General features: G+C 54.2%; 13 protein-coding genes. 3 read left to right on the top strand and 10 right to left on the bottom strand.

Features of this window, described 5'->3' with window-relative positions:
- Positions 1 to 68: 68 nt before the first annotated feature.
- The 6 genes from IAE36_RS23975 to IAE36_RS02870 all read right to left on the bottom strand — a co-directional run bounded on the left by IAE36_RS23975 (position 69) and on the right by IAE36_RS02870 (position 8,296).
- Positions 69 to 434 carry a winged helix-turn-helix domain-containing protein gene (locus tag IAE36_RS23975; protein WP_442967436.1) on the bottom strand — a complete coding sequence of 122 codons (366 nt, stop codon included), beginning with the start codon at positions 432 to 434 and terminating at the stop codon, positions 69 to 71.
- A 68-nt stretch (positions 435 to 502) separates the two neighbouring features.
- Complete coding sequence (locus IAE36_RS02855; RefSeq protein WP_201162881.1) at positions 503 to 2,905, bottom strand: membrane-bound PQQ-dependent dehydrogenase, glucose/quinate/shikimate family; 2,403 nt, start codon at positions 2,903 to 2,905, stop codon at positions 503 to 505.
- 400 nt (positions 2,906 to 3,305) lie between these two features.
- The gene (locus IAE36_RS02860) at positions 3,306 to 4,331 is read right to left on the bottom strand and encodes a LacI family DNA-binding transcriptional regulator (RefSeq protein WP_201198327.1); all 1,026 of its coding nucleotides are present in this window, start codon (positions 4,329 to 4,331) and stop codon (positions 3,306 to 3,308) included.
- Positions 4,332 to 4,584: 253 nt separating this feature from the next.
- On the bottom strand, positions 4,585 to 4,887 hold the full coding sequence (locus IAE36_RS02865) for a hypothetical protein (protein WP_201198325.1): 303 nt from the start codon (positions 4,885 to 4,887) through the stop codon (positions 4,585 to 4,587).
- A gap of 1,438 nt (positions 4,888 to 6,325) precedes the next feature.
- Positions 6,326 to 6,910 (bottom strand): DUF6957 family protein, encoded by a 585-nt coding sequence (locus tag IAE36_RS23980; RefSeq protein ID WP_442967437.1) that lies wholly within the window; start codon positions 6,908 to 6,910, stop codon positions 6,326 to 6,328.
- Positions 6,911 to 7,570: 660 nt separating this feature from the next.
- Complete coding sequence (locus IAE36_RS02870) at positions 7,571 to 8,296, bottom strand: metallophosphoesterase (RefSeq protein ID WP_201198321.1); 726 nt, start codon at positions 8,294 to 8,296, stop codon at positions 7,571 to 7,573.
- Between the two features lie 299 nt (positions 8,297 to 8,595).
- Between IAE36_RS02870 and IAE36_RS02875 the strand changes: the two genes are divergently transcribed.
- A complete protein-coding gene (locus IAE36_RS02875) occupies positions 8,596 to 9,078 on the top strand; it encodes a helix-turn-helix domain-containing protein (protein ID WP_201198319.1) in 483 nt (160 codons plus the stop codon).
- A 180-nt stretch (positions 9,079 to 9,258) separates the two neighbouring features.
- Here the strand turns inward: IAE36_RS02875 and IAE36_RS02880 are convergent, their stop codons facing one another.
- Positions 9,259 to 9,747 (bottom strand): hypothetical protein, encoded by a 489-nt coding sequence (locus tag IAE36_RS02880; RefSeq protein WP_201162876.1) that lies wholly within the window; start codon positions 9,745 to 9,747, stop codon positions 9,259 to 9,261.
- 248 nt (positions 9,748 to 9,995) lie between these two features.
- On the opposite strand from IAE36_RS02880, the gene IAE36_RS02885 reads away from it, so the two are divergent.
- Complete coding sequence (locus IAE36_RS02885) at positions 9,996 to 10,472, top strand: XRE family transcriptional regulator (RefSeq protein WP_201162875.1); 477 nt, start codon at positions 9,996 to 9,998, stop codon at positions 10,470 to 10,472.
- A 905-nt stretch (positions 10,473 to 11,377) separates the two neighbouring features.
- Here the strand turns inward: IAE36_RS02885 and IAE36_RS02890 are convergent.
- The 3 genes from IAE36_RS02890 to IAE36_RS02900 are packed head-to-tail and all read right to left on the bottom strand — an operon-like array spanning position 11,378 to position 13,896.
- Positions 11,378 to 12,271, bottom strand: coding sequence for a metal ABC transporter solute-binding protein, Zn/Mn family (locus tag IAE36_RS02890; protein ID WP_201198317.1), 894 nt, complete (start codon positions 12,269 to 12,271; stop codon positions 11,378 to 11,380).
- Between the two features lie 15 nt (positions 12,272 to 12,286).
- Entirely contained in the window at positions 12,287 to 13,159 is an 873-nt protein-coding gene (locus IAE36_RS02895; protein ID WP_201162873.1) for a metal ABC transporter permease, read from the bottom strand.
- A complete protein-coding gene (locus IAE36_RS02900) occupies positions 13,156 to 13,896 on the bottom strand; it encodes a metal ABC transporter ATP-binding protein (protein WP_201198315.1) in 741 nt (246 codons plus the stop codon). The genes IAE36_RS02895 and IAE36_RS02900 overlap by 4 nt, the downstream gene beginning before the upstream one ends.
- 535 nt (positions 13,897 to 14,431) lie before the next feature.
- On the opposite strand from IAE36_RS02900, the gene IAE36_RS02905 reads away from it, so the two are divergent.
- Positions 14,432 to 14,686 (top strand): type B 50S ribosomal protein L31, encoded by a 255-nt coding sequence (locus IAE36_RS02905; protein WP_201198313.1) that lies wholly within the window; start codon positions 14,432 to 14,434, stop codon positions 14,684 to 14,686.
- Positions 14,687 to 14,745 lie beyond the last annotated feature (59 nt).

Here is a 14,745-nt window from a genome sequence, read left to right on the forward strand (position 1 = left end):
TTCCTCCCAGCTTCCCTTCGCTGCGCGAGTCACTCGCGCAGCGACCCTCGACAGCAGAATTTTTCTACTCACGTGCAGAGTTTGAAACCCGCGCTCCTCGAGTTCATAATTTTTGCACTGCATCCGATATCTTTGAGCTCCCGCCTCAACCTAGTCAATTGCACATCTACTACTTTTGTTCCAGGGTCAAATTTAAGTCCCCAGACCTCATCCAGAAGTTTCTCTCTAGACACGATGCTTTCACAATTCTTTGCTAGCAAAACCAATACACCGAACGGTATGGAGGAGAGCCTCACACGGCTGCCCCCACAGCTAATCTCTCGCTTATCAAGATCGACATTCAAATCCAAAACCTGAAACTGCACAAATGTCTCCCCCGTGATTGGCAAAGACAGCCACAAGCCCTGGTTCATCTTCGAACCTAGGGGTGGCATTCATGGAGCTGCGGAAAGTAACCAAGGCATCACAATGCAAAGACTGCGACACCTTGGTATTTGGGGGCTTATTCAGCTTTCGACTTCAGGGAGTAAGCAATCACGTAATCGCCGCGATTCTTGTTGGTACCAGTACGAGTGGCCCCACCAGCAACAACCACGACATACTGCTGGTCGTCATTGCCTACGTAGGTCATCGGGACACCCTGGCCGCCAACCGGCAGACGGTCACGCCACAGCTCTTCACCAGTATCGTTGTCCAGTGCACGCACATAGTAGTCGAGCGAACCGTGGAAGAACGTCAGGCCACCTTTCGTGACGAGTGGGCCACCCAGGGTTGGCATGCCGATTGGCAGATACACGCCCGGGGCGATGCCTTTTATAGGCGCATCTTGAATGCTACCCATCGGCACCTGCCACTTGACCTTCTGGGTCGCGAGATCGATGGCAGTCATCGAGCCAAACGGAGGCTTGAAGCACGGCGTTCCCAGAGGCGACAGGAACATCGAGCGCTCAACACCCCACGGAGTGCCCAACTGCTCGGAGTATTCACCTTCGGTTGACGGCACCAGGCCGGCTTTGTTGGCCTCTTCACGCTTGATGAATTTGCCCCACATCGCCATACGAATATCGTTGACGATCAACGTACCAGTACGCGCATCCAGAGCACCACCACCCCAGTTAAAGCCACCGTAGTAGCCTGGCCAGATGAGCGTTCGTTTCTGGTCGGAAAGCGGAGTCCATTCACCTTCCCAGCGCATCTTCAGGAAATCGATACGGCAGAGCATCTGATCGAACAGTGTTGCACCCCACATGTCCTTTTCCTTCAGTGGCTCTACGCCCACTGAAAGTGCGGAGTATGGCTGGTGGTCAGCCACCTTCATGCCTGGCATAGCATCCGTAGGTACTTTCTTGTACGTAACGGGTACAACTGGCTCGCCTGTTGCGCGATCCAAGACGAAGATCTGACCACGCTTGGTTAGCTGAATGACCACTGGACGCACGGTGCCATCTGGCAGCGGGAGGTCATACAGGATCGGTTGCGACGATACATCGTAGTCAAACTGGTCGGTGTTAGCCGTACGGAAATGCCAGCGTTCTTTGCCTGTTTTCAGCTCAATGGCAACGATCGAGTCGTTGTATTCATCCGAGTAGCTGTGACGGTTGCCAGTCCAGAAGTCCGGAGTCTGGTTGCCGGTCGGGAAGTATGCCAGGCCCAGCTTCGGATCGTACGAAGCGGTACCCCAGAAATTCGGCGACTCCTTGGCATAAACCTCACCCGCTGGCAGCGGGCTGCTGTCCTCGGCACCGCGGGAAGGATCCCACGCCCACAACAGCTTGCCAGTGACCGCGTCGTAACCACGAACTACACCCGAAGCCTCACCAACGGTCATGTTGTCGTTGAGCTTGCCCCCCACCATGATCACTCCATCAGCAACCAGCGGCGCAGAGGTGAGATAGTAAGAGCCGGCTGCAGTGTCACCCAGACCGTCCAGCAGATTCACGAAGCCGTTGTCACCAAAATCGGTGCACGCCTTACCAGTCTTGGCGTCCACTTCGAAGAGTCGAGCATCGTTCGTTGTGCTAACGATGCGCTTCTCACAAGCCGCAGGCTGTGGAGTGGTGGGCTGAGAATTGCCGTCGGCACCTGCAGATGGGGCCAGGTCGATGTAGCTGACACCTCGGCATCGTTTCCAACCCTTATTGCCACGAGTGACCTCCATCTTAGGATCGAAGCGCCAACGCTCAGCACCGGTCACCGGATCAAGAGCGATCACCTTGTTCAAGGGAGTGCATAGGTACAAGGTGTCATCGATTTTGATTGGAGTTACCTGGTATTCAGAACCGTCGACCGACAGATCGCCTGTTCTGTACGTCCAGGCGACCTTCAGATCTTTCACGTTCTGCTTGTTTACCTGATCGAACTGGGCAAACTTATCGCCTGCCAAGTTCCGACCCCATGCCGGCCAGTCTTTGCCCTCTGCATCACCCGCTTCAGGATGAATAATCGGGAACTTGGCGTCAGCTTGAGCTTCTACCTGTGCGTGTGGGCGGAACATGGATGCGAAGGTCGAGATCAAACCAACGGCAACTATTACGCTCAAAATAGTGGCCGGAGCACGCTTGATGCCACCTTGCTCGCTTGCATTGAGCTGAGGCGCCAGAGCGGTCAACACCAAGCAAATCACACCGAAAATCATGACGCGAGAAACAAGCTGCCAGAAATCGCTGCCTACTTCCCAGTAAGCCCAAATAGCAACGATCACGAACATGAGCCAAGCGAGCCAGAATGCTCCGGGCCGACGCTTCAATGTCAGCCACCCTGTGCATAGCATGAGCAGACCAATAGGAAGGTAGAACCACGAACCTCCCAGTGTGATGAGATAAAAGCCTCCTCCCGCCAAAGCAGCTCCCGCCAGCCCTAGCAAAACGCCGACCACTCGGATCAGCAGTATCAACCATTTCTGCATTTCTTTTCCTATCCACAAACCGGCAGTACATCCGGTGTAAGGTATTAGCGCCGATTAGAGCTCGAGCAGATGCCATCCGCCGCAAAAAGCAGAGAATTAGCGATATCAAGCTCATAAATTAGGGTTGCGCTAAACCCATCGCGAGAGTGCGACAAGTTGAAGCAGGCGCGATGCAGATGGTAAGCCTGTCGCTTCAGAAGACAGCCCAAAGACAAGGCGTTTTTGACCGATTTCGGTCAAAAACCAAGCGGCATTGTAAAAAAAATTTACTGAAGCACTTGTCAGCTCAGGCATGGACTACCCGCACGTGAATTACGTGATCACAGACAGCTGGGACGGATGCTGCAGCTAAAAGATGCTAGGGCAAGCGCGCTGGGTTCACTGGGAAAAACCTAGTTTCTTAGTCGACCAAGGGAAGATCGCTCCAGTTTTCTGCGCTAACAAGTCGAAACGGCATTCGAGCTCGAGGGGCCGCGGCAATCTCACCGTGTGCATGCAGTATCAGCTGGAGACCAGTTAGCGCTTGGGCAGAAGGATCCTGATCGATCAACAGCGCAACTTGTCCGCTGCGAAGCAGCTTCACATGCCGCGGGCTCGCTTCATGCGTAATCCAGATAGGATTGCTCACCCTATCGATCGCCTCCAAGGCCTGTCGGATGCCCTCATTCGCACCGCCGCTGTTGTAAATAGCCACGGTAGCTACCTGGCGAGAAAACGCCTGGCGCGTGGCCGTAAGAGCTCGATCATTCATGTCTGCAACATCGATCGGCCCCACAAGCTGCAAGTGAGGTGCATACTCCGCCAGGGCGTCCTCAAACCCCTTGGTTCTTTGCCGGTGAACCTCATAATCCTGCGAGCCTGTAATCATGAGAACCCTCCCACGATTGTGCACAAAGCGGCTGATCATCAAAGCAGCCGTCCGCCCCGCCGCCTCGTTATCAATGCCGACGAAGCTTCTCGGTGTCTTGAGCCTGATGTCCGTGGTTAAGGTAACGATAGGAATTTTTTGACGACCCAGTCGTTCAAGGGCGTAGCGTACTTCCAGGGTGTCGAAGGCAAGGACGATTGCGCCGTGCGGACGAAAATCTAAATTTCTAAGCCGCTCGCTTAGCTCAAATGGCGAGAGGTTTGTCAGGCGCACCAGCTCAATCTGGCTGGGAAGCGACTCTGCAGCTTGATCCAACGCCATGTCCATACGCTTGAAGTACGGATCATCGTCCAGCCCCATGCGGATCACCAAGACCTTGAGACTATGCCCTTCCGGCAGCACAGGAAGCCGGCTTGCCCCCAGCTCACGAACGGCCTCAAGCACCTTTCGCCGTCTCTGCAGCGACACGCCGGACGCGCCATTCAACACGCGACCAGCCGTGCTCACGCTTACGCCTGCAGCGGCTGCTATTTCAACGATGGTTACCTTCTTACGCACTAGCGACTCTCTGGTGATGGCTTTCTAAAAGCCGTGTATGAGCGCCCTTTCCGACACCAAGTCGCAGCCAGGTGCCGGCGACTCTTTGGATGTGCTCATTCACGGAAACGTAACGCAGGTCACGGTGAAATGGCCGACCTATGATCTTGGTTACTGCTCGGAATTTGTTCGAGCTGTCGCTCAATGAACCGCATTGATGCGATCAGGCTGGCTGCCGCGCCGATGGATTTCAACATCCGTTGATTGCACCGGATTACGCCGAAGGCTCAGGGCAGATAAGAAGCAGCAGTTCCGAAACCAACTCTCGCGCATCCTGTTCATACCCTTCACGCCAACGGTGCGACCAATGCTTAGGGTATCCTTCCTCCTCCCACTCGGCCAATGCAAGGCCATTGACGATCTCCATCTCAAACCAGAGGGCCTGCCACCTTCCACCATTTTTTACCAGAGTGGGTTTTTGCCAGACGAATTCAATCTGCGCCACGAAGCTCGACCAGCGCCTCAGATTCTGAGGTGCCTCCTGCGCCAGTATCAGCAGCTCCGAAGCTGTCAGCATGAATTTCCTCCAAAGACCGCGATTGATAGATCGACAGTTTGCCAGAGTACGGTGGCCGCCCGTATAGAGCACATAGGATCTGTGCCGCTGCTGAACCGACCTCATCCAGCGAAGTCACATGGGTCACAGTAAACGTTGATGGAGCCAGCATTTGCTTAGATTAGCCACCCTGTCATTGTCGTTGTCGTTGCTACTCGCTGCCTGCACGCAGTACCGCTACATCAACCCAGACACTCCCGAAGGCCTGGATTGCTTGAAGAAGCTAGACGCAAAGGTCAGTGCGTGCGAAGCCGATGTCAAAAAACTGCAAGACAATTTCGACTCGCTTCATGAAACACAGGCACGCTCCACTCAGCAGTGCGAGCACTTCAATACCTCCAATGCACCAAATGCTTGCCCGCCTACACCAAGCCTCACCAAGGTAGATAATTATTGCCGCTCAGGTTATCGCGAGAAATTCGCGGCGTGCGGTGGTCGAGTGGAGGAGGTTGAGCCTTAGCACTCCCTCCACTAGCTCGGGAGCGCTAGGACTTTCAACACAGAGGCGCGCCTACTCTGACATTCTCAGAAACTACCCCAAGGCGGCGAGCTAGATGAAGCGGTCTACGCGTCTTGAAAGGGAATTTGTCAGGAGGCAAGGATGTGACATCGCGCGATGTGTTTGGGGCGTGGGCTGATCCGGATCTCAAGCATCATTCCCATGAGGAAGTACTTGTCGATGGAGCGCTGCAGGATACTCAGGCGGCCCACAGACAGATCCGCCAAGCCTCAGGCACCTATATCATGAGCTAACAGATCTTCAGCGAGCGCTTCTGACCCCCGACCGCTTGCCAGGATCTGACGCTGTAGTCTTCGCTGGAGGAAGCCCAACAACCTCCTACGCAGTTCCATGTGCCATCCATGGTCGTGGTACCAAACGTGCCTCCTCGACTTCTCCAGCAGCGCCTCACGCAGCGCCGCATAGGCCCGCTCTCCGACACAGTCCGGCGTCATTCTCACCAAGTCATCCATACCCGACTTGCGGACATAGCTGTCTAGCCAGGTACTGAGTACCGGCGCCAGGCACTCCATCTCATTAGCAATACGCCAAACCTCCTGATCAACCGCTTGCATCCGGATGCCGCCCCTCATCACACGTACACTGACTGGCAGCCCGAAAGGGCATTAGGCCATCAATATACCTGCAACTCATCACCTCTACATGCTTGTCGAGAAGTGCAATGGTCGCGTGTTGGCGGTCGCTCATGGATACCGCTAGGTCAGCCAGGAGAATGAGTCGGTAAGGAGTTGGCACTCGGCTTAAGCGAGCTCGTTGCGAGCGATTTCAGGAGCTATCGCCATAGGAGAACCAGGATCGCTCATCGTCGCTAGCCTATGCGTCAATGAAACCCATCAGGATCCTTCAGTGGCTGTTGCCTCCAGCGTGGTGAGGCCACATTCAGTAACTGCCTCGGCCTACATGGTCACGCAGAGCAGTGATGGCTGGCAGGCTGACGCATTTCCGACCTCCAGGGCCGGCCAAGATGAAAGTGGTGTCATCAGCTCGAAAGAGCCAACCGTAGGACTCTGACTCGTAACCCGAGATGATGTCCTTTCCACCCCGCATGTGTGTGCGACTGTCATACACGATACTGTTGGCATACAGAACAGTTGCTTGCAATCCCTCACGCTCTAACTGCGACTGCTCACCTTCGGGCAACAGGACATCAAGCAAGAGCCAATGCCTGACGACGCATACCTCCTGCCCGGCATAGTCCTCTCCAGCAACGCGCGCGAGACCCTCATCATTGAGGCCTGACCCACTCAGGCTTTGCGCTGGCCCATACAAAATATCGGAGATGAGATGTTCGTCCACTTGCTTGCCCCACTGAAATGACGTTACGGCGCAGCTTAGCGCTGGCTTGAAAATGTCACGGTTTGATTGATCGTTCACAGGAATAGACCCACGATCCGAATGCATCCGCGACGCGCAGCAGTGCTTGCCTTGGAGGTATCCCCTCAGCTCGCATCTGAAGAAGGCCATTCCGAATGTAATCCATGTACGCCTCCATGCCGACTGTGTCTACATCCCCCCAGGTATCGAACCGCTGATGATTCTGAGGACGCGTTACGAACACCGCGGCGTGCCTTCTAGCTTCAAGATAACCCGGCTGGCCAAGCACCTCTGACGGATTGATCGACACCCTCCCCTCGTGAACCTCCAGGGTTTTAAGCGCCTTGATTGATTCTGTGATCATCTGCTCCGATTCGCTCAAAGGCGACCGTCGCCAAGGCATCCACATGTGCAACCTCCGAGCGTTCAACCGCTATTGCAATGAGTAAAACGGGCCAAGCTCTCCGTTCTCGTGGTACCAGTGCGCTACGACAAACAGTCCACCGGTTTCGGCCTCTACTACCAGATAACCCCTCCGGTGGAAGCGGTTTACGATTGGGGGGGTACGCATGGGAAGGCCTTCTGGAAAGGTATGCCTGTGATCGCAGAAGATGAGACCGGTCATTCGCGGAGGCTGTTCTAACGCACAGGCAAGAAAACCGACAATGTCCTCTGACGGAATCGCCTCTATCGCTCTCTGGACAACCTTGGGAAGTCGGTAGAACTCACAGGCATCCAGTGAGGAACCGAAGGTCTTAATCATGTAACACGCGTACCCCGGAGCACACGCACATCCACCCTCGTCGGCCATCAGATCTCGATCACCAAAGACGGATCGAATCCGCACGCTTCGCCGGGGTAACCCCTTGGATTCGAGACGACTCGGCACGTGCCCACAACAGTATCGATCCGGCGATGCGTATGACCGAAGACCCAAAGGTCTGCCATGTCTACTAGATCACCCCATTCGTTGGTGTATGCCGCCGTCAGATGGCTATCAAGCTTGTCACCAGCGACCTTGCTGACAGGACAGTGATGAGTAATGACCACTGTTTTACCTGGAAACGGCTTTTTCACCTCCTGCTCAAGCCACTCGCGCGCAACGAGGTTGCGCAGTACAAGATCGCCCGGGGTCAGGCGACGATAGCTTTCGCCCGTGCGGATCACGCTGAAGTCATTCATCCACTCAAGCGCCATGCGCTTAGCCGCGGTCACGTCACCCGTGCTTGAAAAGTCAGTCCAAGCTGTTGTTCCCAAGAACCGCGTGTCGTTCAACACGAAACTTTCGTTCTCAAGCACATGGACATATTGGGTCTGGATCGCCTTCATTTTTTTGAGCGTATTTTCCACGTGGCCGCCGTAGAACTCGTGGTTGCCCGCAACGTAGAGCACTGGGCAGTCGAAAGACTCATCGGCCCACTGGACACCCCGCGCCTTGGCAATATCGCCAGCTAAGAGGACGATATCAGCGTCGCATGGCGGCGGGGTGAAAGGCGCGAACTCAAGGTGTAAGTCAGAGAAAACACGTAGCTTCATCGTCCGTTCCTGTGCGCTGGCTCAACGATTTTGAGCACAATTGAAGACCTCACTTTTGAAGCGGCAGCCTCAACTCCACTCTCCTGTAGCCGCCCGATCGAGCAAATCCCCACACGCGCTCGATTTACATCTAAATTGATCTGCATCCCAGGCGGGCGCTGATAGCGCTTGAGCATCCGACTAATGACCCGGCTCGCAAAGAGTCACCACGCAGCCCATATTCCGAATGGCAAGACTATACAATGTAGAACCGGAATACTCAACATGGCTACATGCTTGGCTTTGGGCGCTGATAACGCATGAGTCTTAAGCTGGCACTGGCAGCCGTTTTACGAGCGCTTCGAGCGGCCAAAGGGTTGAAGCAGGAAGAATTGGCGGATGCCGTGAGTGCTGACTATCTCAGCACGCTGGAAAAAGGCGCAGCCACCCCTACCCTGGATAAGCTTCATGCTCTCAGCGCCGCGCTGGGCGTCAGCCCGACAGCCCTCATGGCACTCACGCAAGGCGTAGAAGCCAACGAGCCACCGTCGGCGATGCTTGAGCGAGCCCAGCAGGAAATCCTCGAGCTCCACCGGCATGGCATTACTGACCTTTTGCAGGCTCAGATTGTGGCTGGCGAGTTGATAAAGCGGCCTGCCGGCAAGCGGTTTGATGAAACCAAACTCAAGAACGTTCTGGCGTGCAAAGCCGAAGGCCTGACACAAACGCAAACAGCGAAAAGATTGGGCATGAGCACCTCAACGGTTCATGACCTCTGGCGGCGAACGCCTGATGCGGATTGATTGCTTGCCTGGATCTTGCCGGCAGGTTTCATCAGCGGCCCGTTTCTCAAGGCAAAAAAAGGCCCGCGATGGGGAGAGCGGGCCGGATGAAATCTGCTAGGAGCTCTGTGACCTTACCCCAGCTGATGTGAAAATCGTGTGATGATCCTGACCTTCACGGAATAGTTGAGCACTCTTGGGTTACACAATGAAGCCGCTTGCAGCGAGCTGCCCTCGTAGATAGCTGTCTTTAAGAACCTTGGGAAACCCGACAATCAGTTTCCACATCACGTACACGAACACGATTGGCACAACGATCCCGAAGTACCCCCCGAACAACAGACCCACCAGGCTAAGTGGAACGAACAGGAGAGCGAGCACGCCGCCGCTGATCCGCATCTTCCTGATCCAACTGTTGAACCCATCGGCCTCGTACAGCTTCTCCCCAGCCTCGGTTTTGATGGCGTACAGAATGAACCCCAGTCGGCCAAGCTTCACAAAGTGAAATTCACCGGCAAGCCCCGGCTTGAGGTAGGACGCGATGTAATGCCCTACCCCTACTTTTTTCATCATGCGCACGGCGCCACCCGGCTCTTTGAAGCGCAGGTATGTGAACTCACTACCCTCGGGTAGATTGTTGTGAGGGCCGACGACCTCAAGCACGCCTTTCATGACACTCGCGTCCGACATAATTACCTCTCCTTTCGTGCTCGAAAGCCATCGGCTTCGAGCTGACCTGTCCGTGCGGACTGCGATTCACCTTCGTAAAACGTCCAGTGGTTTCAGCAAACCCACCCTCACTCTCCAGCGGGCGATGGGCATTCAGGTCTGCTCTGGCTGTGTCGCGATATCAAATCGACATCCCGATAGAGGCACTATATTGCATAGCGTGAGACCGATCAACGTGGCTTCATCCTCGCATTTGCGAGGTAAGAACAATGGCGTTGATGCCGGCGCTGGCAGCCCTGGTTCGCGGGATCAGACACGCTAAAGCGTTCACACAAGAGCAGATGTCCGGCAGCGTAGAGGCGCGCCATTTGCACAATATTGAGAACGCGCGTTCCAGCATTACCCTCGACAAGCTAGAGGCCGTAGCGCTAAGGCTCGAAATCGATCCTGCCGCGCTACTGGTGCTTGCGTCTGCGCTCACTAATGGGCTGACTGATGATCAAATGCTTGACCACCTGCGCACTGAGTTCAAGAAGCTTGACGCTCTGTGCCCAAGGGAGGGTCTCACAAAGCACTTTGATCAGGGGAGAGTCACTCGGGTGAAACCAGGTCGTCAAATTGACCCTGACAAGCTAGAGGCTATTCGCCAGGCAAAAGCTGCAGGTGAGACACAGAAATCCGTGAGCTTGAGACTCGGCATGCCCAAATCAACTGTTGGCCGGCTGTGGCATTCACTCGAAGATTGATGTCCCGCATTTCTAAGGGACAAATGGCGGTAACGCGTCCTCGGCCTAGCTCGTACAGTAGAAAGAGCGTCTTCAAGCGATTGGTTCACGCGGTGCCAAACAAGGCTATGTGCAGCGTTGATGAGCTTCGAGTGCGAAAGCGGACGGCAACACCTGAAAGCTTTCGACCCAAACTTCCGGTGGGGACAGACAGCAGCCGAAAAATGCACTCACTTAGATTTTTTGCGAAAAGGTAACTCGGTCGAATGCAGAGTTTATAAAGCTGAATGCTTCGACAAAAGCTACCATTGCAGTAGCTTCTGCCAGCGAAAACCTATTTCTTTGAAGACTTGCTAGGCTTCAAGTCAGGATTGTTACCTGGCGTATCTTTATTGTCACGGCGACGCTTGTCCACTTCACCGGTTGATTTGGCAATAGGCTTTGGGCCTGGTTTTAGCGCCATAAGATTCACCTCAGTAATAAAGTCAAAATTGGATGCTGCAAGTCGATCTTATTTCTACCGAGACGATCTTTCAAGAGGCATGCGATGCTATATTTTAGGCCCTAAAGAATGTAACAATATTTTACATAATTCATGAGTCATCATCCGAGGGCTCTTGATTTCCGCTCATTGGCGCAGAGCTACAAGTAATCAAAGCAGATCCAGATTCATTCATACATTGCCATGGGCACGCTACCTTCCCCTCCAGGCCACCCGTATTTGCGGATGATCCAGACCGGCTTTACCAAGCGCAGAGGCAAATCCATTGCCCGTTTGAGTGACTTCAACCTCTGCAGCAAGTGAAGGAAAACGACACGCCTCCCCACTAGACAGTCGGGGGCTATCCCCCTTCATGCCTAGGAGCCCCTAAGCTAAGCGACGCTTCGCGTACCGCTCACCTAGGTGGAAGCTAATCAGCTGCTACTCACTTTTTGAAAGCTTTCACCATTTGCTGCGTGTTGTACTCCATCATTTTCAGATAAGTAGGTACCGGCCCTTTCTCATCAGAAAGCGACTCAGGGTAGAGCTCTCCGCCGGCAACAGCGCCCGTTGCGCTGGCAATCTGCTTAACTAGCCGGGAGTCATTCGAATTTTCGATGAAGTAAACCTTGATATCTTCACTTTTGATCTGATCGATGAGCTGTGCTACGTCTGCTGCAGAAGCTTCAGTTTCTGTCGACAAGCCGAGTGGGGACAAGAACGTCACACCATACTCTTTGGCATAGTATCCGAAGGCATCATGACTGGTGAGTACCTTACGCTGATCCAAAGGAATCTCAGCAAGGTGCATGCTGATACGCTGATTCAGAGCATTGAGCTTCCCCACGTAGCGCTGCGCATTGGCATGAAACACCTCTGCCTGCGACGGGTCAGCTTTACTCAGCTCGGACTCAATGCGAGCTACCCACACCTTTACGTTCGAAGCACTGTTCCAGACATGTGGATCAGTGATCGTTTTCTCATCCTCAACAAATGTGTGAGTTTCAATCCCATCCGAAACTACTACCGGGCTCTTCTGGCTACCTGATGCGCGAGCCAGTCTCTCGAACCAGCTCTCCAAACCTAAGCCACTGAGGAAAGTGACATCAGCCTCTTTGAGAGCCCTGGCATCCCTCGGGGATGGCTCGAAATCATGAGGATCCCCATTGGGCGGCACCAGGCTTGTGACATTCACACCATCGCCCCCCACATTCTTCACGACATCGGCCAATACGGTGAAACTGGCAACAACGTTCAGTGTTTTGGCGGTGGCTGGTAACGTGACAGCCAGCAGCCCAATAGAGCTGATCAACGCCAACAAAGACCGGGAAAATCGCATTTTGTCTCCTTATTATTACCGGGTACGCGAAATAGGGCGGACAATTCGCCACATGAAACCATGAGGGCCGAATAGGAGTGCCAGCACGTAGATCAGGCTATTCACTAAAATGATGGTAGGCCCTGATGCAACGCTCAAATAGTAAGAAACCAGTAACCCCACGTACCCGGAAATGGCCGCGCTCGCCGCCGCGATCATCAACATTGACGGCAAGCGTTTAGACAACAGTTGAGCTGTGGCAGCCGGAAGCATCATCATCCCAACCGCCATCAATGTACCCAGGGTCTGAAAGCCAGCAACCAAATTGAGTACTACGAGAAGCAGGAAGATGAAGTGATACAGGGCACCTCGCCCTCCAACAGCTCGCAAAAATCCAGGATCAATGCACTCTACAATCAGTGGTCTGTATACGAGAGCGAGCACAAGCAAGGTAAATGATGTAATCCCTCCCACTAGAAACAGCGCCTGACTATCAATGGCCAAAATAGTGCCAAACAAGACATGTAGCAGATCAATATTCGACCCACGCAAGGACACAATCATGACGCCCAGGGCCAAGGATGTGAGGTAGAAACTGGCAAAGCTTGCATCCTCTCGAAGAGAGGTAATCCGGCTTACCAGTCCCGAGAGCAGAGCGACGCTCAACCCTGCTATCAAGCCGCCCAGCCCCATTGCCGGTAGCGAAAGTCCGCCAGCAATCATGAAGCCAATTGCAGCGCCAGGTAGCACGGCGTGGCTCATGGCATCCCCTACGAGACTCATACGCCTGAGCATTAACAAGACGCCCACAGGGCCCGAGCTCAAACCGATAGCGAGGGTTGCTACTAACGCGCGTCGCATAAAGCCGTATTCAGTGAATGGCGATATGAGCAAAGAGATAACCGTCATGCCACCCGCCGCTCTTGATCAGTGGAAACATCCCAGCCTTCGGCCAGGGCTCGAGCCTTGCTCAAGTTGTTTTCTGTAAGCACATCCTCAGTGCTCCCCCACGCGACAACCCTGTGGGATAGCAGTAGCGTTTGTGGGAAGGTCGATCTGATCTGATCAAAGTCATGCAACACCGCTATGACGGTTCTGCCATCCTGCTTCCATCTTAGAATTAGCTGCGTCAGGTCATGAATGGTGCGCGAATCGACCGCAGTGAACGGCTCATCAAGCACGATAACGCGCGCATCCTGAACCAGTAATCGAGCAAACAAAACGCGCTGAAACTGCCCTACTGATAGATCACTGATTGGCCGGCTTTCCATACCAGCCAGTCCGACGTCCTGGAGTGCCTGACGCATGGCAGCGGTGCCCTTCATTGAGAGCCCGCCGAACACGCCGATGTGTTTCCAGGCACCCAAACAGACCGCATCTGCGACCGTGATTGGGAAGCTTCGATCGATTGCAGATGCCTGGGGTAGATAGCCAATGTCAGGCGCCTGCACAACACCGAGATCAACGGAGCCTGTGGTAGCAATCTCGCCCATCAGTGCCTTCAATAGCGTTGACTTACCAGCTCCATTCGGGCCCGCAATCGCAGTCAGGCTACCGGGCTCAAACACCCCAGTGACCTCGCGAATAGCAGGTGCAGCTCCGTACGAAACCGAGAGCTTATCGACGCGAATCGCTGCACTATTCATGGCAAAGCCACCGCCCAGCTTATCGCAAGCCACAGTGGAACCAAGGCTGCAGCCACCCCTACCAGCCGGTGCCACGCCGGCATGGCTAGCAGCGAGTTAAACGAGGTTTTTTGCATAGTCAGAAGGCATCCTCGGATTTTATTGATACGTTATAACGTACCACTTACCGATTCTCAGTGCATCCTGGATTTTTTCTTAGATGAAACATCACGCCCAGAACGGAAGAGAAAACCGATACGGAACAATAGGTTGCCAGGGAAACCGCCAGGGATTAGCAAAACGATATATGGTGCCCACGCGACCACTCACCTCAGAAAGATGAGGTTTCAGAACCTCCAGCCAGCCTGCAGGCTGCTTACCGCCAGTAGCGACGCTGCGCGGCTAGGGAGGAAGGGTACTGAGGGCCCTGTCAGCGACACTCTGTGGGTGAAAAGTCCTCAGTGATCTTAATCACCGCCTGGCTCAGATCTAGACAAGCTGCGAAATGAGAGTCACTATCTGAAATGTTATCTTATATCATTACGCAGGATCCATCATGAAACCCGGCATTCATCCCGACTACCGCCCCGTCCTTTTTCACGACGTATCTGCCAATGCGTTCTGGCTGATTGGTTCCACCATCGACACAGAGAAAACCTACGAGCACAGCGATGGGAAAACCTATCCCTATGTGACCCTCGACGTTTCCAGCGCCTCGCACCCGGTCTACACCGGCCAAGAACGCAAAGCGAAGACCGAAGGCCGTGTGGCCGGCTTCAATAAGCGGTTCGCAGCCTTCACCAGTAAGTAATGCGCATCGTCTAGCAGCTCTGCGCCCGCCCCATCTGGTATTTGTTCCGCAGCCCGATG

It is taken from the genome of Pseudomonas sp. S36 (assembly GCF_016647875.1).
Taxonomy (GTDB): Bacteria; Pseudomonadota; Gammaproteobacteria; order Pseudomonadales; family Pseudomonadaceae; genus Aquipseudomonas; species Aquipseudomonas parafulva.

Excerpts from the sequence above, each read along its gene's own strand:
- IAE36_RS23980 (WP_442967437.1), bottom strand. The coding sequence starts at position 6,910 with ATGGCCTTCTTCAGATGCGAGCTGAGGGGATACCTCCAAGGCAAGCAC.
- IAE36_RS02900 (WP_201198315.1), bottom strand. The coding sequence starts at position 13,896 with ATGAATAGTGCAGCGATTCGCGTCGATAAGCTCTCGGTTTCGTACGGA.
- IAE36_RS02875 (WP_201198319.1), top strand. The coding sequence starts at position 8,596 with ATGAGTCTTAAGCTGGCACTGGCAGCCGTTTTACGAGCGCTTCGAGCG.
- IAE36_RS02865 (WP_201198325.1), bottom strand. The coding sequence starts at position 4,887 with ATGCTGACAGCTTCGGAGCTGCTGATACTGGCGCAGGAGGCACCTCAG.
- IAE36_RS02855 (WP_201162881.1), bottom strand. The coding sequence starts at position 2,905 with ATGCAGAAATGGTTGATACTGCTGATCCGAGTGGTCGGCGTTTTGCTA.
- IAE36_RS02880 (WP_201162876.1), bottom strand. The coding sequence starts at position 9,747 with ATGTCGGACGCGAGTGTCATGAAAGGCGTGCTTGAGGTCGTCGGCCCT.
- IAE36_RS02905 (WP_201198313.1), top strand. The coding sequence starts at position 14,432 with ATGAAACCCGGCATTCATCCCGACTACCGCCCCGTCCTTTTTCACGAC.
- IAE36_RS02895 (WP_201162873.1), bottom strand. The coding sequence starts at position 13,159 with ATGACGGTTATCTCTTTGCTCATATCGCCATTCACTGAATACGGCTTT.
- IAE36_RS23975 (WP_442967436.1), bottom strand. The coding sequence starts at position 434 with ATGCCACCCCTAGGTTCGAAGATGAACCAGGGCTTGTGGCTGTCTTTG.
- IAE36_RS02870 (WP_201198321.1), bottom strand. The coding sequence starts at position 8,296 with ATGAAGCTACGTGTTTTCTCTGACTTACACCTTGAGTTCGCGCCTTTC.
- IAE36_RS02885 (WP_201162875.1), top strand. The coding sequence starts at position 9,996 with ATGGCGTTGATGCCGGCGCTGGCAGCCCTGGTTCGCGGGATCAGACAC.
- IAE36_RS02890 (WP_201198317.1), bottom strand. The coding sequence starts at position 12,271 with ATGCGATTTTCCCGGTCTTTGTTGGCGTTGATCAGCTCTATTGGGCTG.